This is a genomic window from Streptodolium elevatio (assembly GCF_053592165.1).
Genome location: NZ_JBSFVE010000002.1, coordinates 476968 through 496379, shown reverse-complemented (window position 1 = coordinate 496379; position 19412 = coordinate 476968). Strand labels below are relative to the sequence as shown.

Here is a 19412-nt window from a genome sequence, read left to right as displayed (position 1 = left end):
GGTGTGGTCGGCGCAATCGTTCAGAGCGGCCGGTGGACGGCGTCGTGCCAGACCCGGACGCGCTCCGGGTCCACCGGGCCGGACCAACCGCCGTCCCGTGCCCCGGTGCCAATGTGGAAGGCATCCGCGCCCGCGGCCCGCAACTGCGGTACGTGGTCGAGACGCAGACCGCCGCCCACGAGGACGCGCGGTGCTGCGGCGAGTCCGCCCGAGCGGTCATGTCCGTCCGGGTCGCCGTGTTCGCCCGAGCGGTCGCGTTCCGGCCCGGTCGCGTCCAGCTGCGACGCGAGGATAGCCGCCCCGGCTCCGACCCCTTCGCGGGCGCCCGAGGTCAGGACCGTGTCGACACCCGGCAGCCCGCCAATCAGCCGCCACGCCTCGGCGCGGTCGCGCGCGTGGTCGACGGCCCGGTGGAACGTCCAAGCACCATCGGGCAGTCCGCCGAACACCGCGTGACAGGCCTCGACATCGACGGCACCGTCCTCGGTCAGCCAGCCGCCCACGAACTCCCGGGCGCCCGCCGCCCACAACTCGGCGGCGTCGGCGCGGAGGGCGTCCGGCGACGCACCGCGCGCGAAACCGGCCGTGCGGCGGACCATGACGCGTACCGGGACCTCGACCGCGTTCCGGACCGCCCGGAACACAGCGGGATCCGGAGTGAGCCCGTCGGCGGCCATGTCGGTGACCAGTTCGACCCGGTCCGCGCCGCCCGCGACGGCGGCCAAGGCGTCGGCGGGGGAGAGGACCACGACTTCGAGGAGCGGTTCGCGCATTCCAAGATCCTGTCACGCGGCGCGTGAGCCGCCCGCCGGGGTGCCGCGGCGCGCGTCAGTAGGTCGCGAGGTGCTCCAGCAGCGATTCGTTCAACTCGGCCACGGCGTTCTCCGGCACCCAGTGGTCCGCGTCCGGCAGCTCCACGAACTGGTACGGCGCGCTCACGTACGTCGCCGTCATCTCCGCGGCGATGCGCCCCATCGCCGGGTCCTTCGCCCCCCAGACGTACAGCGCGGGCACCTCGATGCTTCCCGCGTCGTGCAGCGACTTGGGCTCGATGGCGCGGTACCAGTTCAACGCGGCCGTGAGCGCGCCAGGCTGCCGCAGAACATCCAGATACTCCGCGATCGCGGTCTCCGAGAGCCCCTTGAAGGCGGCCCGCAGGTACTTCGCGTCGTCCGCGAGCAGCAATTCCTCGGCCTCGCCCCGGGTGCGGAACAGCTTCATGTACGAGGAGCGCTCGCGCTGGTCCGACCCGGTCTGCCGGCTCGCCGCCCACATGGCGTCCGGGTGCGGCGTCGACACGACGGACACCGTGCGCACCCGTGCCGGGTGCAGCCCCGCCACCTGCCACGCGATCGCCCCGCCCCAGTCGTGGCCCACGAGGTCGAAGGCCGCTCCGCCGGCGGCCGGCCCGACCGCGCCGAGCACGTCCGCGACCGCCAGGACGTCTCCGACCAGCGCGTCCCGGTCGTACGCCGACTCCTCGGCCGGCCGGGCACCCGGCGAGTAGCCGCGCTGGTCGAACGCGACGGCCCGATAGCCCGCATCGCCCAGGGCGTCCAACTGGCCGAGCCACTCCGCCGAGGTCTCGGGGAACCCGTGCAGGAGCAGGACCAGCCGCCCGTCCCCAGGGCCCGCGGCCCGCGCGCGGAAAGTGAACCCGCCCGCTTCGACATCAATGGTCTCGATCACGGCCATGGCGCCTCCCTGGTGCTGTGCGCGATCCCGGGACGCCGGGCGGCGCCCTGTCCGGCTCGGCAACCTGCCGGCTGCCCAGTCGGCAAGATAGGCGCCCGACGTTAACAGGAGGTAGCACCAGCGCACCGGGGCCGCACCCGCCGCGCAGGGCGCACACGACCGTGGGTGGCACGAGACCCGGATGGGAGTCAGGCGAAGTTCCACTCGCTCGGCAGGTCCGCGTCGCACAGGGCGCAGGTGAAGTAGCCGTCGCGCACTACGTTGCGTTCACCGCAGCGCGGGCAACGACGGAAGACGACCGAGCGGGTGAACGCGTCCGGGCGCCCGACGCCGATGGTGTCCAGGGCCGCGGCCAGGACCGTCCAGCAGTCCGGGTCCGGGCAGTACCCGGTCGACAGGTTGTCGGCCTCGTCGACCATCCAGCCGTCCGCTGCGCGCACGAACGCGATCTCCCCTGCCGCGCCCACCGGTTCGCCGCCCGCACAGGCCACATGCTCGCTGCGCCGTGGAGCGAGCCGCAGTACGCCGTCGGCGCCGACCGTGTAGGTGAACGGCTCGTCGTGCTCGGCGGGCGGGCGTGCGCCCAGCCATGCGGACAGATCGGCGCGCGTCCGGGCGGGTGTTCCCAGGGGCTGGGTGCGGGCGGCTTCGGCCAGGGTTGGCGGGCCGACGTACGGGAACAGCCTTATGCCGTCGGTCAGTCCGCGTCCAGGCGGTCTCGGTGCCATATGCCGATCATGCCCGGTTCCGCGGCGGGGTGGCCGAGGAGCTCCCAGAAGCGGTCGGCCATGCGCGCCGGATCGACGGCGGACCCGTCGGCGTCGCCGCGCGGTCGCGCCCCCGGAACGCCGTCGGACCATGACAGCGACACCCGAGCCCGGTGCGTGAACTCCTCGTGTACCCCGGCCAATGCGGCTCCGATCCGACTCCTCCGCATCCCCAAAAGCCGGGTCATCGCGGCCAGTTGCGACTTCGGACGGCCCTGAAGGGTCTCGTGGAGCAGATTCTCGACCTGCCCGGACGCGCCCGCGACACCCACCAAATCGCGCAGCGAAAGCCCGAGTTCGCGAACCAGGGCAGCCGAGGCGCGCTCATCGCCGCGCCAGGCGCTGTCGCGTTCCATGGCGACGTAGCGCGACTCGGGTACGCCGATGCGCGCACACAACTCCGCGACCGACAGACGCCGTCCGATCCGGTGCTCGCGCAGCGCCCCGGCCGATCCCATGAGGTCGACGGGAGCACACCAGAGGATTTCCGCGAGCGCGAGCAGTTCCGATTCGTCGGGCACCGCGTGCCCCGACTCCCAGGCAGCCACCGTGGCGGCTGTCGTGTGCACCCGGAACGCCGCGAGTCCGTAAGCGACTTGATCATGCGTCATGTGCAGTCCGACACGGGCGCGGCGCGCCGCGACGGGGGAGAAGGGCGGGCGTTGTTCTCCGGGGAGCTCCACGGGGTCAGGCTAGGTGCGCCCCCGCCGCGGCCGGACCTGGACGATCACACCGCAGTGGACGCTGCGAGACGCAATCGGATTGGGGCAACCTCCAACCGCATCAACCGGGCGCAACCGGGCAGCGGAATTACATGCTTCCCGTTGTCTTGGTCCTCATCCTGGCCCTCCTGCTCTTCGGTGCGGGGTTCCTCATCGAGGCACTGTGGTGGGTCGCAGTCATTGTCATCGTCGTCTGGTTGCTGGCCTTCGTCTTCGGCGGCCAGCGCATCGGAGTACGGGCGGGCGCCCGCGGTGGCGGCGGTCGGCGCGGCGGGTACCGCAGGCGCCGTACCACGCGCACGCGTACGCGCCGCCGTCGCTGGTAGGCCGCGGCCGACCCCGGACGTGACGGGACCCGGACGTGAAGGGACCCCGGAGCGAACGGGGGGACGCTCCGGGGTCTCGCCAGGTACAACGACCTTGCGCGCCGCGGGTTACGCACGATTCCGGAAGTCGTCCGGTATAACTCCCGGAAGCCGTTCAGCAAGTCTTTGCGAGGTCTTCGCGCGGTCTCGGCGAGGAGCTCGGGCGCGTCCCGAGCCCAGGCCGGCGACCGGTCAGTGCCCCTCGTCCTCGTCCAACAGCCGTTCCAGCACTGCCTGGAACTCCGCGCCGACGACGATCGACAGCTGCCCGTCATCGTCGCGCTCGCTCAGCTGGGTGAGTCGGCCCCGACGCCACCAGTACACGTACGGGCTGACCGGGCCCGGCGCCTCCTCGTGCCGGTACGCGGCGAACGCCGCCAGCGCGTTGAGCGACGGGATCACGTCCACACCGACGACCGGGTGGAACGCCAGCATGTGCCGGAACGGCATGGCCACCAGCGCGCCGTCCGGGCCGATGCCCTCGCCCGAGACACGCTCGGCGAGGTCGTCGAGCACCAGCACGCGGCTCGCGGTGAAGAACGAGTCGCCCAGCACCACCCGGAACGTCGCGCCGTCGTCCTGCTTGACCACGTCGTGGTCCTCCACCGGCAGCGCGCGCAGGTTGTTCATCGCGCGCAGCCGCAGCTCGGCGATGTCGCCGAGCTGCGCGAGCGCGTCGCCCGGCAGCGTCTGCACGCTCTCCGGCAGGTCGAGGGCCAGCACTTCGCGCAGACCGGGGGCCGGGACCGGGGCGTACCCGAAGGCGGGGTCGTCGGGGAGGTTGTCGTCCGAGGTGACACGCGGGTAGAGCCGCGCCCACAGCTCGTCGGTGGGCAGCGTCTCGACGGCCGAAGGGGCGTCCATCGCGCGCACGAGCTTGTCGACGTGGTCGCGGATGAGCGACGCCCAGGCGCGCTGGCCGCGTTCGTTGTTGTGGCAGCCGGCCGCGAGGTTATACAGGTTGTAGTGCCGGTTCGCGCTGTCCGTCATGTGGTCCGCGAACACCGTGACCTCGAGGCCGCGTTCGGCGAACGCCTCGCGGGTGAGGCCGCGCAGCTGACGGCCCTCCTCCTCGGACAGGAACTCGAAGACGGGATCGCGCGGCGCCTCGCGCGGGTCGCGCTTGGGTCCCCGACGGAACAACCCCACGCCTGCCTCCTCGGCGGTGATCCGGACATCCCCCGCGATCACCGGGGCCGCACCGCGGGCACGGCCCCGGCGACCGCAGTGATCACGGTTCCGATGTTATCGGGGCGGCCCTGCGGGCGGGGCCGCCCGGCGCGGGGACGCCGGGCGGCCGACACGATCGAGGCTCGATCCCTCGGGGCGCGACGCGATCGGTACCACCGGTGCGGACTATGCCGAGTCCCGGCGCACCACGAGCGGCTCGTGCTCGGGGATCACCGGCAGATCGTCCTCGTGCGTCCGGTCGATCAGGTCCATCAGCACCCGGACGTGCATCTCGGCGAAGCTCGTCGTGTGCAGCGCCACCGTGCTCAGGCGCGGCGTGACCAGTTCGCACAGGGGAGTGTCGTCGACGCCCATGACGGCCATGTCGTCCGGCACCGCGAGGCCGGCCTCGCGCAGCGCCCGCAGCATCAGCGCCGCGAACTCGTCGTTGTACGCGAAGACCGCGGTCGGCCGGTCCGGGTCAGCCGCCCACCCGTGCGCCAGGGTGAGTGCCGCGCCGTGGTCGAACGGCATGTCCACGCGCGTGAGTTCGAGCGCCTCCTCGTCCGCGGCCTCGAGCACGCCGGCGAAGCGCAGCTCGCCGGGCTCGCGCAGCTCGCCGGTCGGCACGATCGCCGCGACGCGGCGGTGGCCGCGCTCGGCGAGGTACCGGGTGGCGACGATGCCGATGCGCTTCTGCTCGAAGACGACGGTCGGCGCGTACGGCACCGACTCCTCGCCGACCAGGACCACCGTCTGCACGCCGTGCTGCCGCAGCATGGCGACCGATTCGGGGGTGCACCGCCACGTGTCGGCGAGGACCGCGCGGGGGCGGAGCTCGGCCCAGGCCCGCGCGGCGTCGAGGCCGGTGAGCTTGCGGTCGCCGTGCAGGATCAGGACCAGGCCGCGTTCGGCCAGGGCGTCGCGGGCGCGTTCGAGGAGGGTGTCGATCGCGTGTCCGAGGGGCCACCGGGGCATTGCGTACACGACGAGATTGCTCGTGCCGGCGCGTAGCGCGCGGGCGCCCGCGTTGGGCGAGTAGCCCAGTTTGCGGACGGCGGCGAGAACTTTCTGCCGGGTCGCATCGCTGATGCCGGAGCCCGGGACGTCGTTGAGTACGAAGGACACCGTGGTTCTGGACACGCCTGCGGCCCTTGCGACATCCGCGCTGGTGGGCGCCTTGCCGGGGCGAGGGACTTTAGGCATGGGTACCGGGTCCTCACATGAGGGTTCGAGGGTTGGTTAAAGGAGGTTGCCATGCCGCCCCGCGGTTTGGTTCCCAGGGGTCGATGCGACGTACGTCACGTTCTGTTTACCGGAACTTCATCGCGTGCCATGATCCGTGCACCGCTGCTGACACGTGTCAGTAACACGAGTCAGTTAAACGAGTCAGCAGCGTCAAAAGATCGGTCCGATCCCGTCCCCGTGCGACCGTGACAAGGGACCGGGCCGTGACTACCCCTCCTCCGATCGACTCGGTGATTCACATGACGCAGAGCAACGTTGCGGCCCGCGAGGCCGCACCTGCGACGGTTCCGGCCCAGTTGGGGCCGGTCGACGCCGACGGCAAGCCGCGCTTCAGGCTCGGCCCGCTGTATCTCACGCTCCCGCTGGCCAACATCGCCCTGTACCTGGTGTGGATGGGAGTCGGCTCGTTCCTGATCCCCATCCAGGTCACCGAGATCAAGGGCCACCCGGACCCCGAGGCCCTCAAGAACGCGGTCGCCGTCGGCGCCGCGCTCGCCGCGATCGGCAACCCGATCTTCGGGCAGATCTCCGACCGTACGCGCTCCCGCTGGGGACGCCGCGCCCCGTGGATGCTGGTCTGCACCCTGCTCGGTGCGGGTGCCCTGTGCTGGCAGGCCAACGCCACCAGCATCGGCATGCTGGCCATCACCTGGGGCTGCGTGCAGTTCATCCTCAACGGCTTCCAGGCCGCGCTGACCGCCGCGATGCCCGACCGGGTGCCGCCGACCAAGTACGGCATCATGTCCGGACTCGTCGGCCTGGGCATTCCGCTCGGCACCATCGTCGCCGCGTACACGATCGGCGGCATCGACCTCTCGAAGCTCGGCTACGACGGCATCGTCGGCGGCTTCGACGGCAAGTTCGCGGGCGAGAAGGGCTACTACCTGATCGCCGCCTTCCTGGTCGCGGCCGTGGTGATCTTCCTGCTGGTCACCCCGGACCGGTCCAACAAGGGCATGGCGGTCGACAGGTTCGACCTCAAGAAGTTCATCTCGAACTTCGGCGTCAACCCCAGGAAGCACCCCGACTTCGCGTGGGCCTTCATCTCCCGCTTCGGCGTCGTGGCCGGCTACTTCACGGTGCTGACCTACAACATGTACATCCTGATGGAGTACGTGGAGGTCAAGCCGCAGGACGTCAACTCGACCATGGGCTTCCTCTTGGTCGTCAACGCCCTGTCGACCGTGGTCGCCGCGCTGTTCATCGGCAAGCTGGTGGACCGCTTCGGCCGCATCAAGCCCTTCGTGCTGGGCTCCGGCGTCCTGGCCGCGCTGTCGCTGTTCATCCCGATGGTCTCCGGCACCGTCAACGGCATGGCGGTGTTCAACATCGTCAACGGCCTCGCGTTCGGCATGTACATGGCCGTCGACATGGCGCTCATCACCCGGGTCCTGCCGCGCGGGGAGGACGCGGGCAAGGACATGGGCCTGATCAACATCGCCAACGCGGCCCCGCAGGTCGCCGCTCCGTTCATCGCCTCGTGGATCGTCTCCACCTGGGACTACGAGGCGCTCTTCCCGATCTGCGCCTGCATAGCCCTGGTGGGTGCGCTGGCCGTGGTCCGGGTCAAGAGCGTCCAGTGACGCCAGGGGCGGCACACCAGTCGGCTCAGCAGTCGGTACAGCGGTAGTCACAGCAGCCCCGGTGGAAGCCACAGCGCGGAAGCCGCAGTGCTGCCAACGGCGTCGGCCGCGTCCCCTCTTCCGGGGGACGCGGCCGACGCCGTTCCGTCACGCGTGGTCCGCGTACTCGTGCGCGCGGTGCCCCTCCGGTTCGAGCTGGATGGTCGAGTGCCGTACGTCGAAGTCGTCGCCCACGATGGCCCCGACACGGTCGAGCACAGGCCCGATGCGGCCTTCCCGGATCACCGCGTCCGTCACCGTCAGATGCGCGGTCAGCACCGGCATGCCGCTGGTCACCGTCCACGCGTGCAGGTCGTGCACCTCGACGATGTCGGCCTCGGCGAGCAGCCGTTCGCGCAGTTTGCCGAGATCGAGATCACGTGGTGTCGCTTCCAACAGCACGTGCAGCGTCTCGCGGAGCAGGAGGTACGCGCGCGGCAGGATCATCGCGACGATCAGAAGCGACGCGATCGGGTCGGCGAGCACCCACCCGGTCGTGCTGATGATCACACCCGTGGCGACCGCCGCGACCGACCCCATCGTGTCGCCCAGCACCTCCAGGTACGCGCCCTTGAGGTTCAGACTGTGGTCCTTGCCACCGCGCAGCAGGAACAGGCCGACCAGGTTGGCCGCGAGGCCCAGCAGCGCGGCGGCCAGCAGCGGCCCCGTCTTCACGTCCGGCGGGTCGCCGATCCGGCGGACCGCCTGGTACGCGATGAACGCCCCGATCGCGCCCAGCAGCATGGCGTTCACCAGCGCCGCGAGGATCTCCACCCGGTAGAGGCCCCACGTGCGCCGCGGCGTCGGCTCGCGCTGCGCCACGGTCACCGCGACCAGGGCCAGTGCCACGCCACTGGTGTCGACGAACATGTGCAGGCTGTCCGAGAGGAGCGCGAGGCTGTTGGACAGCAGCGCGCCGACCAACTGCACCACGAGCACGACGGCGGTGACCGTGATGGTGACCGCCAGCCGCTTGCGGTAGGCGGCGCTGACGGTGCCGCCGGCCGCCGTCGGCCCGTGATCGTGCCCCATTACGCCCGCCTCCGCCGAGTCCCACGCGCCGCTGCCGGGAAGCCGCCCGCGGCGGCGCCGCCTCCGGACCATGATCGGCGCGGCGGCCCGGCCGACCGCGCAGACGCGCGGGCGCCCACCCGAACGCCATGGGGCAGGCCGGGGGGGGAGGCCGGGCACGCCGGCTCAGCGGCGGTGCGGTCCCTGCGGCGGATACGGCCCCTGCGGCGGGTACGGACCGTGGCCGCCCGGCCCGGGCGGCATGTGCGGCGGGTACGGTCCGGGCGGCGGCGCCCCGTGCGGTCCGGGCGGCCCGTGGTGCACGGGACCGTGTGGGCCTCCGGGCCCCGCCCAGGTGTTCTGCCGGTAGCCCTGCTGCCCCATGCCGAGCGGTCCGCCCTGGTGCTGGATCATGTTCGCCGGGGTTACCTCGTTCGACTGCACGAGGACCCAGCCCTCGCCGAGGAAGCTGAGCATCCAGCCCTCGCCGGTGTGGCCGCGCCGCCGCCAGATCCGGCTGGACACGGTCTGGGCCTCCAGGCGGGTGGTGAGGTTCGCCGACCACGCCACAACGGCGTCGGCGTCCACGAAGACCTCGTTGCGCGCGCCGACCTTCATGATCAGCGGATGCCCGGGCGTGGTCAGGGCGATCACACCCGTACCGCCGATCTGCAGGCCGTTGGCGCCGGGGCCCGAGATGCGTGCCTCGGCGTCCAGCGCGACGGGCGACCAGGTCAACCCCGGGTCCAGGGCCAGCACAGAGTCGTTGTCGACGATCAGCGCGTCGTTCGCCAGCGACACCACGTGGACGTGCTGGGCCTGGTTGGCCAGGTAGACGACGCCGGTGCCGAAGCAGCGCATCAGGGACATGAACTCGGCGCCGTACGCCGCGGCTCGCATCTCGCCCGGCGTGGGCATGTAGCCGTCGAAATCCACCGCACCGGTGAACGCGATCATCGCGCCCTTGCGGGCGAGAACCTCCGGGGCCGACTGGCGGTCGAGTCCCACCCGCAGGATCTGCGGGTTCTGCAGGCTGAACCGATCGGTCGACTGAAGGGCGACATTGTTGAACAGGGGACTCTGCACCCAGACATGATCCCTGGTCCGCACTCCTGCGGTGAACAAAGTGCACCCCAACTTCGGCGGCGTACGCCCTCCCGTATCGTGCAGGGCAGCTCGTTCTGTCACGCCGTTACAGAGGCAGTTCCGGCGTGCGGCCCGACCCGTCGCCTCACGCACCTCTCTCACCCGCCTTCTTGTCCGCCACCTTCACCCGCCACCCCTGGGGGAGCCTTGTCCGACACCACACCGCCCGCACACCGCCCCGTACCCGACCTCGGTCGCGTGGGACTGTGGACCTCCGCCTTCGACTTCCTCCCGGTCGCACAACTCCGCGACACGGCCGCCGAACTCGACGCACTCGGCTACGGAGCCCTGTGGTGGGGCGAGACCGTCGGGCGCGAGACGTTCACCCAGGCGCTCCTGCTCCTGGAGTCCAGCCCGCGCATCCCGGTGGCCACCGGCATCGCCAACCTCTGGGCCCGGGACGCGGTCGCCACCAACGGCGCCGCGCGCACCCTGCTGGACGCACACCCGGGCCGCTTCCTCCTCGGCCTGGGGGTCAGCCACGGCCCGCTGGTCGAAGGACTGCGGCCGGGCGGCAACGTCTACGACAAGCCGCTCACGCTGATGCGGAACTACCTCGACGGGCTCGACGCGTCGCTCTACTTCGCGGCCGGCGGCGAACTGCCCCGTCCGCCACGCGTACTCGCCGCGCTCGGGCCGCGCATGTTGGAACTGTCGCGCGACCGGGCCGAAGGCGCGCACACGTATCTCGTGACCCCGGAGCACACGGCGCTCGCGCGCGAAACCCTCGGCGCCGACCGGTACCTCGCGGTCGAGCAGGCGGTCGTGTTCACGACCGACCGCGAGACCGCGCTGCGGCGTGCCCGCGAGCACATGAAGCCGTACCTGGGCCTGCCGAACTACCGCAACAACTGGCTGCGCCTCGGGTTCGCCGAGGACGACTTCGCGGACGGCGGCAGTGAACGCCTGGTCGACGCGCTCGTGGCGTGGGGCGACGAGGCCGCGCTCCGGGCACGGGTCGACAGCCAGCACGCGGCGGGTGCGGACCACGTCTGCGTCCAGGTGCTCGGCGAGTCCATGGTGGATCTCACGATGGACGACTGGCGGGATCTCGCCCCGGTCTTGCTGGAGGCGTGACGCGGCGCTGCGGGCGGCGGGTGCGGACGGGGGGTGCCGCGGCGGTACGGGTGGCGCCGCTTCGCCCGCCCCGTTCTGCCGGAGCAGGTGACCGCGTCCACCGCACATCCCGTACCGTCTCGCTCGGGGGAATTCGACGGCGGCGGCGACGTGGGGGAGCGGGAATCTGTCCGGCACGACTGAAAGTCCGGCGCGGCCGGCGGACGGCGGGGACGCCGAGGGCGGGGTGACGGCGCGCCCGACGCGTATCCGCCCCACGCCTGCCCGCTCGCCGCGTATTCGCACACGGGTGTTGGGCTCCACTCGACCGTCCACCTCCGACCTGCCGCGGACGCGCGCCGTCCGACTCCCCTGGAGCGCCCGGGGATTCGACCGCGGTACGCGCCGGGCGGTCGACGCGCCTGGGGTCGCTCGCGACGCGGCGGCACCGCTCGGCGCCGCACTGCTGACCCTGGTCCTCTGCCTGTGGCGTTTCGACAGCCCGGTCCTGTGGCGGGACGAGCTGGCCACCTGGACCGCCGCGCAGCGCTCCGTACCCGAACTGTTCGCCATGCTCGGCAACGTCGACGCGTCCGCCGGCGGCTTCTATCTGTTCATGCGCGGCTGGACCGCGGTCTTCGGGGACGGCACGCTCGCCATGCGGCTGCCCGCGATGCTCGCCATGGCCGGGACCGCCGCCTGCGTGGTCCTGCTCGGCCGGCGCGCCTTCGGTCGGCCGGCGGGCGCCGCCGCCGGCGTGGTCTTCGCGCTGCTGCCGTCGGTGCCGCGCTACGGACAGGAGGCCCGCGCCTACGGGTTCGTGTGCCTGACCTTCGCGGTGGCGACGCTGCTGCTCGCCCGGGCTGCGGAGCGGCCGACGATCCGGCGCTGGGCGGCCTACTCCACGGCGGTCGCGCTGCTCGGCGTCTGGCACCTCGTCGCCCTCGCGGGTCTAGCCGGGCACGTCGCGTGGCTCGCAGCCCGGCCTGGCAGTGCCCGAGGCGCCGAACGACCGAGCGTACGCCGGGCCTTCCTCGTGGCGGTCGCCGCCGGGACGGCGCCGCTCGCGCCGCTGGCGGCCGTCGCGGGAGGCCAACGCGTCCGACAGATCGAGTGGATAGCCCGCCCTGACCTCGACACCCTCCAGGTGCTGCTGCCGCGACTGGCCGCTTCGGGACCGGTCGCCGTCGCGCTGGCCGTGCTGGCGCTCGGGGCCTGCACCGGGCCGCACCGCCGGTCGGCGGCCGGGTATTTCGGCGTGGCGCTGGTGCCGGTCGCCGTGGTGTGGGCGGTTTCACGGGCGGGGGACACGTCGTACTTCCTGCCGCGCTACTTCCTCTTCACTCTCCCGGCGTGGGCGGTGCTCGCGGGCGCGGGCATCGCGGTCCTCGCGGACCGCCTGGCAGCCGCCGCCCGGGCAACTGGCAGCAGCGGAGACCGCCAAACCCCGGGCCCGGCCCCGGACCCGGCTCCGATTGCACGTCCGATCACCCCACCCACCGCAACCGTGGCGACGGCGGTGCTGCTCGCCCTCGTGGCCGCGATCGGGGTGTCCGACCAGCGGCAGTTGCGCGCACCGGGCGCCCACGAGCAGCGCGACTACCCCGAACGGTCGGCGGCTTCCTGGGTCGACTACCGGGGGATAGCCGACCTGCTGAGGGCACGCCAACGCCCCGGGGACGGCATCGTCTACGCAAGCGTCGACCAGCGCCTGTGGCACACCGACGCCGGGGTCGAGTACTACCTGCGCGGCGAACTCCGCCCGAACGACGTGCTGTTGGGCCGTTCGGGAGTGGACCGCGACGACTTGTGGACGTACGACTGCCTCGACTCGGAGGCCTGCCTGCGCGCCGCAGCCCCCGAGCGCATCTGGCTCGTCGTCATCGTGCTGCGTGGTGTGCCCGAGAACCCCTTCGCCGGTGTCGCGGGGAGCACGGCCCGGGCACTGCGGGGGAGCTACCACGTCGTCGAAAGCGTCGCCGTAGCCGGGGCGTACGTCAGCCTCATGGAACGCGGCGCGACCCCGCCCGCGCCCGAGGGCGCGGACCGCTGCGACAGCCCGCTCCTCGCCCGCAAGTGGGGCGCCGACGACCCGTGCGCGGCCACCGGGGGGTGACCGCGCGGGGCGCCGTCAACCTCCTTGGGCGAGAAGGGCGTTGACCGCCAAGTCGACGTCGTCTGTAGTCGTGTACAGGTGGAAGGACGCGCGGACGCGGCCGGCGCGTACCGCGGCCTTGACGCCCGCGGCGCGCAGTGCTTCGTCCGCTCCCGGTACGTCGACCGTGACGATTGCGCTGTCGCCTTCCGGGCGTCCCAGGGCGGTCAGGAACCGGTTCGCGAGGGCCACGTTGTGCGCGTGGATCTGCTCGATGCCGATGTCCCGCACGACTTCCAGGGCGGGAGCCGCGCCGACCCAGGCGAACCACGCGGGGGACGTGTCGAAGCGCCGTGCGTCGGTGGCGAGTCGCAACGGCGGTCCGTAGTAGGACGCGTGGACGTCCTCGCCGGCGTACCAGCCCGCCGCGACGGGCACGAAGCGGTCGCGTACGCCCGGCGCGTAGTAGGTGTAGCCGGTGCCGCGCGGGTTCATCAGCCACTTGTAGCCGCCGACCGCCATCACGTCGTAGCGTGTCGCGTCGACGGGCAGCCACCCCACCGCCTGGGTCGCGTCCACGACCACCAGGGCGCCGTGCGCGCGGGCCGCCGCCACGATCTCGGCGTCGGCCGCGAGCGTGCCGTCGGCGGACTGCACGAGGCTGTACGCCACGACGTCGGTACGCTCGTCGACCGCCTCGGCGAGCTTGGCGAACGGCACGCACACCACCTCGACACCGCGCGCCTCGTGCACCATCCACGGGAACACGTTGGACGTGAACTCGATGTCGGGCACTACGACCCGGGTCCCCGGGGTGAGCGAAGCGCCGACCGGGGCGAGCATGCCGGACACGGCCGCGCCGATCGAGATATCGGAGGCGTCGGCGCCGACCAGGTCCGCGAACAACGCGCGGGCGTGCTCCCCGACTTCGCCCCAGGGTTCCCAACTCGTCCGGCCCGCACGCCAGTCGCGCTGCGCCGCGAGCACCGCGTCGTAGGCGGGGGTGGGCGGCAGGCCGTAGCTTGCGGTGTTCAGCCAGCCCGGTTCGGGCTCCCAGAGGGCGCGGGCGCTTTCGAGGTCCATCGCCCGACCGTACGACGCGCGCCGCGCGGTCGAGTAGGGCCATTTGGCCGGAGGTGGCTCCCGGACCAGGCTGTGGCGAGCCACTTGCCCGGGAGCCACCTCCGCGGGGGCGGCGTGTGGCGCACAGGGGCGGCGCCACACGCCGCCTGCCGTCGCGTGCCCACAGGGGCGAGGCTCGCGTTACGGCGTGCGGTGCGGTCTGTTCGTCGTTCCCGGACCGAAGAGGCGCTGATCCAGGAGCGATCCAAGGCGAATGTACGCCTTCTGGTGCTTTGCGGGTCTTGCCGGGCTCGCCGGGGTTGTGCTCCCGGTGGTCCCGCGGATCCGGGTCGTGCCGACTTCAGTCCTGCGCGGCGTTGCCGGGGTCGCCGTCGGTACGTGCCTGCAGCCAGTCGGGCCACGGGACCGGAGGGTTGGGCAGTGGCGTGACATCCCGCTCGGCCAGGAGGCGTCGGAAGCCCTCGCGGTCGTCCGGGACGGCGCGCGGGTCGCCGGCCATGATCTCGTACAGCGTCGCGCCCTCGGGGCCGGCGATGAGCGGCCCGAAGGAAGCCCCCTGTTCGAGGGTGATGTGCGTGCCCGCCGGGCACGGGCGGTCGCCGATGAGGACTTCGCCCGCGATGACGAACACGTAGTGCTCGGACATGTGGCCGTGCCGTTCCACGATCACGCCCGCGTCGTACCGTGCGTAGATCACCATGCGCTCGGGCGTCCACTCGAGGAACTTCTCCCACACCGACACGCGGCGGCCGCTGTGGGACTGCGCCTTGACCTCGTGCCAGGGCGTCTCGCTGATGTGCGTGATGGTCAATTCCGGCTTGCCGTCAGGCATCGTGCACCCCTTGTGGACCTGTGAACACGGCTGAGGGCCCACGCTTCACCGTACCTCAGATGCATCTGCACGTGCATCCGCATCCGCATTTGGTGCGAGCTGAAACCTAGCCGTTGGAAAAATAGTTTGCAAGGTCCACTATCCGACCCGGGGCGAGAGCCGCGGGCAGCCGCCTGCCACGCGGCCGCGCCCCTACGATGGGCACCGCACGGCTCCGGACCCCCGCGCGGGCGGGAACGGCGTCCGGACACCCACGATGCCGGGGAGGCGCACATGCGCGTGTTCACGTCGTTCGACGAGTTCGCAGCCCTGAAGGGCGAGCACCTGGGGTACGGCGAATGGCACCTGGTCGACCAGGAACGCATCAACCGCTTCGCCGACGCGACCGGCGACCACCAGTGGATCCACGTCGACGCGGAACGCGCCAAGGACGGCCCTTTCGGCGCGACCATCGCGCACGGATACCTGACGCTGTCGATGATCCCGGCCCTCGGCAAGGACATCTTCCGCCTCGAAGGCCCCAAGATGCTCGTCAACTACGGCACGGAGAAGGTGCGCTTCCCCAGCCCGGTCACCGTCGGCTCGCGGGTCCGCGTCGGCGCCGAGCTGGTGGACGTACGCGAAGTCGCCCAGGGCAAGCAGGCCGTCGTCAAGTACACCGTCGAGATCGAGGGTCAGCCCAAGCCCGCGTGCGTGGCCGAAAGCATCGTCCTGATCGTCCTCTGACCCCGGCCTGACCCGCCCCGGCTCCCGAGCCGGACGCCTTCGAGCTGAGCCCGGCCTCGCCGCTCTCGTGGCAGCGGGGCGAGGCCGGCTGCGCCCCACTAGATAGACAGGCTGGTTACCAGCTAGCCTACTTAGCGTGTTGAGCGCGCGGCCGTGGTTGCACGGCTTTCTCGATCTGTGCCTGCTGGCGATGTTGCAGGAACGCCCGGACTACGGGTACGGCCTGGCCCAGCGGCTTTCCGAGGCGGGGGTCGCCGAGGTGCCGGGCGGCACCCTGTACCCCGCCCTGCTCCGACTGGAGCAGCACGGGTTGGCCGAACCCACGTGGGCGCCGTCGGAGTCGGGCCCCCGCCGGAAGTACTACGCGCTGACCCCTGCGGGGCGTCAGACGCTCGCCGAACAGGCCACCGACTGGGCCCGGTTCCGCGACGGAGTCGATGCCCTGGTCGGTGCCGGCGCCGTCCGCGGGCAACGCGGCCGGACCGGACAGGCCGAACGGGCCGGCCGGACCGGCAAGCCCGAGCAGGGCGGCGGGCAGCGGTGACGGGCGACCCGAGGTGGCTGCCGCGGTTCGAAGCGGAGCTGGTGCAGCTCGGCCTGGAACCGGCGCGGGCCCGTCAGCTCGCCGGGGAAACCGCCCAGCAAGCCGCGGAGTTCGGCGCCGGGACGGCCGAACTCTTCGGCCCGGCACACCTGTACGCGCGCCATCTGGTCGCCGCCCTCTCCGCACCCGGCGACACCGCCCCCCGGACGGAAACGCCGCCGGGGCTCGCCCGCGGCCGGGTCCTGCTGCGCCTGGAAGGCGTCGGCAAGCGCCACCGCCGCACCACGGTCTTCGCCGACGTCGACCTCACCGTGCGTGCCGGGGAAGTCGCGGCCGTCGTCGGCGCCAACGGCTGCGGCAAGTCGACCCTGCTGCGCATCTGCGCCGGGCTGAGCACGCCGACCACGGGAACGGTGCACCGCACCGCACGCGTGGGCTACGTGCCCCAGGACGGCGGAACCGCCGGATGGCTCACCCCCGCCGAACACTTCACCCTCTTCGGCGCCGCCGCCCGCATGGCACCGCGGCGGGCCCGTTCGACAGGCGAGCACCTCGCCAGGCGCCTGGCCTGGCGCCCCGACCGGGCCCGCTGCGCCCAGCACCTCTCCGGCGGAACACGGCAGAAGCTCAACCTCGTTCTCGGCGAGCTGCACGCCCCCGACCTGCTCCTCCTCGACGAGCCCTACCAGGGCTTCGACCAAGGGACGTACGTGGACTTCTGGCAGCAGGTACGTGCCTGGCGCGACTCCGGCCGCGCGGTGGTCGTGGTGACCCACCTTCTGCACGACCTCAGGCACGTCGACCAGGTGCTCGACCTGAGCGCGGCCGCCCCGGGCCCGAGCACCGCACCGGCCGGCGGCGCGCACGGCACCGGGAGGCGGGCGTGACCGGGCTCGTCGTGGCCGCGCTGTCGGCCCGCGAAGTCGGCCGCCGACGCACCGCGGTGCTCTTGGTGATCGCCCTGCCGCTGTGCTTCTACCTGGTGCGCCGGGACCTGCCCGGCCAGTCCACGCGCCTGCTCGCGATCGGCGTCGGCTGGGCCGTCGCCACCCTCACCGTTTTCGTGGTCAACGCCTCCCGCAGCCTCGACCCGCGGCTGCGCCTGGCCGGCGCCTCCGTCCTCGACATCATCGGCGGCCGCCTGCTGGCCATGACCGGCATCGGCGCCGCCCTCGCCACCGCCTATTCGGCACTGGTGGGCGTGAGCCGCGGCGACCTGGCGCACCCCTGGGGCGCCGTCCTCATGCTGCTCCTGACGGCCGTGGTCGCCGCGCCCTTCGGGGGACTCATCGCCGCGCTGCTGCCCCGCGAACTCGAAGGCGCACTGGCCCTGCTCATCGTCTGCGCCACCCAACTCCTGGCCGACCCGGCCGGCTCGGCCGCCAAACTGATGCCGTTCTGGTCCGCCCGGTCTCTGGGGAACTACACCGTCGACGCGGCTCCCACCACCGCTTTGTGGCATGCGGTACTGCACGCGGCCGCGACCTGGGTCCTGTGCACCGCCCTCACCCTCGCGCTGTTCGCCCGCCGCCTGCGCGTCGCCCGCTATCCCGAACCGTGACGCAGGTGCGCCTGATGCGGCCGACCCGCACAGGGCCGTCCGCTCTCCGAGTCGCCCCTGTTCGGGGACACCGCGGCCGATCGCCCCGGCGTCCCCGAACAGCACGGCGCCAGCGGCTACTTCAGGCCGACACGGTCCATGAACAGCACCCCGGCGTTGTAGAGCTCGATGCCGGTGAGCTTGTCGTTGTAGACGGGCCCGACGACCGCCTCCGAGTACACCCACACCGGCACGTCCTGAACGAGTGCCTTCTGCAGGTCCGCGTACGCCTGCTTGCGCACCGCCGGGTCGGTGCTCGCCCGCCCGGCGGCCAGCGCGCGGTCGGCCTCGGCGCTGACGTACCCGCCGTAGTTGAGCGGGCTGCGCGAGTGGAACGCGTTGAAGATCTGCGGCTCGGGGTCGACCACCCAGCGCTGCGTCAGCAAACCCTGGAAGTCCTTCTGGATCGCCGACTTCACGATGTACGCGCCGATCTCCAGCGCCTCGACCCGCATCGTCACGTTCCGGTAGGTGTGCAGCCGGCTCTGCATGTACTCCGCGGTCTTCTTCGACGACGGGTTCTGCGGGATCAGGTACGAGAAGTCGACCTTCTTGCCCTCCTGCGCCAGCTCGTCGAACAGCCGCTGCGCCTCCGCCTGGTCGTACGCCGCCTGCACGGACGCGGGCGAGAAGAACTGCGAGGTCGTGGCGAACAGCCCCTTGGCCGGAATGTATCCGTTGTCCAGGACCTTGGGGATCTCCGCCGAGTCGAGCGCGAGCGAGACCGCCCGGCGCGCCCGCGGGTCGTCGAACGGCGCCCGCGCGAAGTTGAACATGAAGTACTGGCCGCCGTCGACCTTGAGCACCGACGCGTTGGCGTCCTTGGCGCCGCGGTCCAGCAGGGCCGGGTCGGAGCTCGTGAAGATGTCCGCCTGCCCGGACTTGACCGAGTTGAGCTGCTGCTGGATGTCCGGCACGTTCTTGACCGTGAAGCCGTCGAGCTTCGGAAGCCCCTTGTCCTTCTGCCAGTAGTTCGGGTTCCGCGCGAACACCTGCTCGCTGCCGCGCACCCAGCTGCGCAGCACGAACGGGCCGGCGCCGACCGGCTGCGACCCGTACACCTCGGGCCCCTTCGCCAGCTGCGCCGGCGACTCGATGTAGGTCAGCTCCTGCGCGAGTGTCCGGTCGAAGTTGGCGTTCGGCGCGGGCGGCCTGATCGACAGCGTCAGGGGGTCGACCACGCCGAGCACCAGCCCGGCGGCCGCGGCCCGGTGCAGTGACTGCGTGGCCGGGTCGGCGTGCATGTCCCAGTTGGTCTTCACCGCCGCGGCGTCGAGCGGGGTGCCGTCGCTGAACTGCACGTTCGGGCGCAGTTTGAGAGTCCAGGTCAGGCCGCCGTCGGACGTCGAGATCGACTCGCCCAGATGCGCGACGACCGTGCCGCCGCCCGGATTGATCACGAAAAGCGGGTCGTACAGCGCGGAGAGGCGCGGCTCGTCGGTGACCGCGACGTACGCGGTGCGGAAGACGTCGAGCTGCGCGGAGTCCTGCACGGCCAGCATGGTCAACTGGCCGCCCTGTCGTGCGGGTGGCTGCGCCGAGGCCCCGCCGGTCGCGGGCGGCGCCGCGGAAGGTCCGGGCGTGTCCCCGTCCGAGTCGGAGTCACTGCATGCGGTGGCGACGAGCGAGAAGGAGAGGAGGACCGCCGCGAGGGCGGCCGAGGGACGTCTGAACCGGCGCGGGGGAAGGGCGTGGCGGGGCAACGAGATCCACCTCCAGCTGGGGAACGG

General features: G+C 72.0%; 18 protein-coding genes and 1 pseudogene. 8 read left to right on the top strand and 11 right to left on the bottom strand.

What is annotated here, in order from left to right:
* Positions 1-20: 20 nt before the first annotated feature.
* The 4 genes from ACWD12_RS06385 to ACWD12_RS06370 all read right to left on the bottom strand — a co-directional run bounded on the left by ACWD12_RS06385 (position 21) and on the right by ACWD12_RS06370 (position 3145).
* On the bottom strand, positions 21-773 hold the full coding sequence (locus ACWD12_RS06385) for a copper homeostasis protein CutC (protein ID WP_450098581.1): 753 nt from the start codon (positions 771-773) through the stop codon (positions 21-23).
* A gap of 55 nt (positions 774-828) precedes the next feature.
* Positions 829-1695: an alpha/beta fold hydrolase gene (locus ACWD12_RS06380; protein WP_450098580.1), complete on the bottom strand. Its 867-nt coding sequence runs from the start codon at positions 1693-1695 to the stop codon at positions 829-831.
* Positions 1696-1883: 188 nt separating this feature from the next.
* Complete coding sequence (locus tag ACWD12_RS06375) at positions 1884-2423, bottom strand: hypothetical protein (RefSeq protein WP_450098579.1); 540 nt, start codon at positions 2421-2423, stop codon at positions 1884-1886.
* Positions 2393-3145, bottom strand: coding sequence for a helix-turn-helix transcriptional regulator (locus ACWD12_RS06370; RefSeq protein ID WP_450098578.1), 753 nt, complete (start codon positions 3143-3145; stop codon positions 2393-2395). The genes ACWD12_RS06375 and ACWD12_RS06370 overlap by 31 nt, the downstream gene beginning before the upstream one ends.
* Positions 3146-3276: 131 nt before the next feature.
* Between ACWD12_RS06370 and ACWD12_RS06365 the strand changes: the two genes are divergently transcribed.
* The gene (locus tag ACWD12_RS06365; RefSeq protein ID WP_435839088.1) at positions 3277-3510 is read left to right on the top strand and encodes a hydrophobic protein; all 234 of its coding nucleotides are present in this window, start codon (positions 3277-3279) and stop codon (positions 3508-3510) included.
* Between the two features lie 231 nt (positions 3511-3741).
* On the opposite strand, the gene ACWD12_RS06360 is transcribed toward ACWD12_RS06365, so the two are convergent.
* Together ACWD12_RS06360 and ACWD12_RS06355 are read right to left on the bottom strand one after the other, a co-directional pair.
* Entirely contained in the window at positions 3742-4698 is a 957-nt protein-coding gene (locus ACWD12_RS06360; protein ID WP_450098577.1) for a hypothetical protein, read from the bottom strand.
* A 207-nt stretch (positions 4699-4905) separates the two neighbouring features.
* Complete coding sequence (locus ACWD12_RS06355; RefSeq protein WP_450098576.1) at positions 4906-5925, bottom strand: LacI family DNA-binding transcriptional regulator; 1020 nt, start codon at positions 5923-5925, stop codon at positions 4906-4908.
* 281 nt (positions 5926-6206) lie between these two features.
* Between ACWD12_RS06355 and ACWD12_RS06350 the strand changes: the two genes are divergently transcribed.
* On the top strand, positions 6207-7550 hold the full coding sequence (locus ACWD12_RS06350; RefSeq protein WP_450098575.1) for an MFS transporter: 1344 nt from the start codon (positions 6207-6209) through the stop codon (positions 7548-7550).
* Between the two features lie 147 nt (positions 7551-7697).
* Here ACWD12_RS06350 and ACWD12_RS06345 read toward each other — a convergent pair whose 3' ends face one another.
* Together ACWD12_RS06345 and ACWD12_RS06340 are read right to left on the bottom strand one after the other, a co-directional pair.
* The gene (locus tag ACWD12_RS06345; RefSeq protein WP_450098574.1) at positions 7698-8621 is read right to left on the bottom strand and encodes a cation diffusion facilitator family transporter; all 924 of its coding nucleotides are present in this window, start codon (positions 8619-8621) and stop codon (positions 7698-7700) included.
* A gap of 330 nt (positions 8622-8951) precedes the next feature.
* Positions 8952-9686, bottom strand: a pseudogene (locus ACWD12_RS06340) (AIM24 family protein); the annotation flags it as partial.
* A 207-nt stretch (positions 9687-9893) separates the two neighbouring features.
* Here ACWD12_RS06340 and ACWD12_RS06335 point away from each other — a divergent pair.
* Together ACWD12_RS06335 and ACWD12_RS06330 are read left to right on the top strand one after the other, a co-directional pair.
* Positions 9894-10823 carry an LLM class F420-dependent oxidoreductase gene (locus tag ACWD12_RS06335; protein WP_450098573.1) on the top strand — a complete coding sequence of 310 codons (930 nt, stop codon included), beginning with the start codon at positions 9894-9896 and terminating at the stop codon, positions 10821-10823.
* Between the two features lie 289 nt (positions 10824-11112).
* Positions 11113-12918, top strand: a complete 1806-nt coding sequence (locus tag ACWD12_RS06330) for a glycosyltransferase family 39 protein (RefSeq protein ID WP_450098572.1) — start codon at positions 11113-11115, stop codon at positions 12916-12918.
* Between the two features lie 15 nt (positions 12919-12933).
* Here the strand turns inward: ACWD12_RS06330 and ACWD12_RS06325 are convergent, their stop codons facing one another.
* Positions 12934-13980: an aminotransferase class V-fold PLP-dependent enzyme gene (locus ACWD12_RS06325; protein ID WP_450098571.1), complete on the bottom strand. Its 1047-nt coding sequence runs from the start codon at positions 13978-13980 to the stop codon at positions 12934-12936.
* Between the two features lie 340 nt (positions 13981-14320).
* Positions 14321-14812, bottom strand: coding sequence for a hypothetical protein (locus tag ACWD12_RS06320; RefSeq protein WP_450098570.1), 492 nt, complete (start codon positions 14810-14812; stop codon positions 14321-14323).
* A gap of 273 nt (positions 14813-15085) precedes the next feature.
* On the opposite strand from ACWD12_RS06320, the gene ACWD12_RS06315 reads away from it, so the two are divergent.
* The 4 genes from ACWD12_RS06315 (at position 15086) to ACWD12_RS06300 (ending at position 17643) form a co-directional block, all read left to right on the top strand.
* Entirely contained in the window at positions 15086-15538 is a 453-nt protein-coding gene (locus ACWD12_RS06315; RefSeq protein WP_358363417.1) for a MaoC family dehydratase, read from the top strand.
* A 136-nt stretch (positions 15539-15674) separates the two neighbouring features.
* Complete coding sequence (locus ACWD12_RS06310; protein WP_450098569.1) at positions 15675-16082, top strand: PadR family transcriptional regulator; 408 nt, start codon at positions 15675-15677, stop codon at positions 16080-16082.
* On the top strand, positions 16079-16969 hold the full coding sequence (locus tag ACWD12_RS06305) for an ATP-binding cassette domain-containing protein (RefSeq protein WP_450098568.1): 891 nt from the start codon (positions 16079-16081) through the stop codon (positions 16967-16969). Before ACWD12_RS06310 ends, ACWD12_RS06305 begins: the two co-directional genes overlap by 4 nt.
* Positions 16966-17643: a hypothetical protein gene (locus tag ACWD12_RS06300; protein WP_450098567.1), complete on the top strand. Its 678-nt coding sequence runs from the start codon at positions 16966-16968 to the stop codon at positions 17641-17643. Before ACWD12_RS06305 ends, ACWD12_RS06300 begins: the two co-directional genes overlap by 4 nt.
* A gap of 116 nt (positions 17644-17759) precedes the next feature.
* On the opposite strand, the gene ACWD12_RS06295 is transcribed toward ACWD12_RS06300, so the two are convergent.
* The gene (locus ACWD12_RS06295; RefSeq protein WP_450098566.1) at positions 17760-19385 is read right to left on the bottom strand and encodes an ABC transporter substrate-binding protein; all 1626 of its coding nucleotides are present in this window, start codon (positions 19383-19385) and stop codon (positions 17760-17762) included.
* Between the last annotated feature and the right edge of the window lie 27 nt (positions 19386-19412).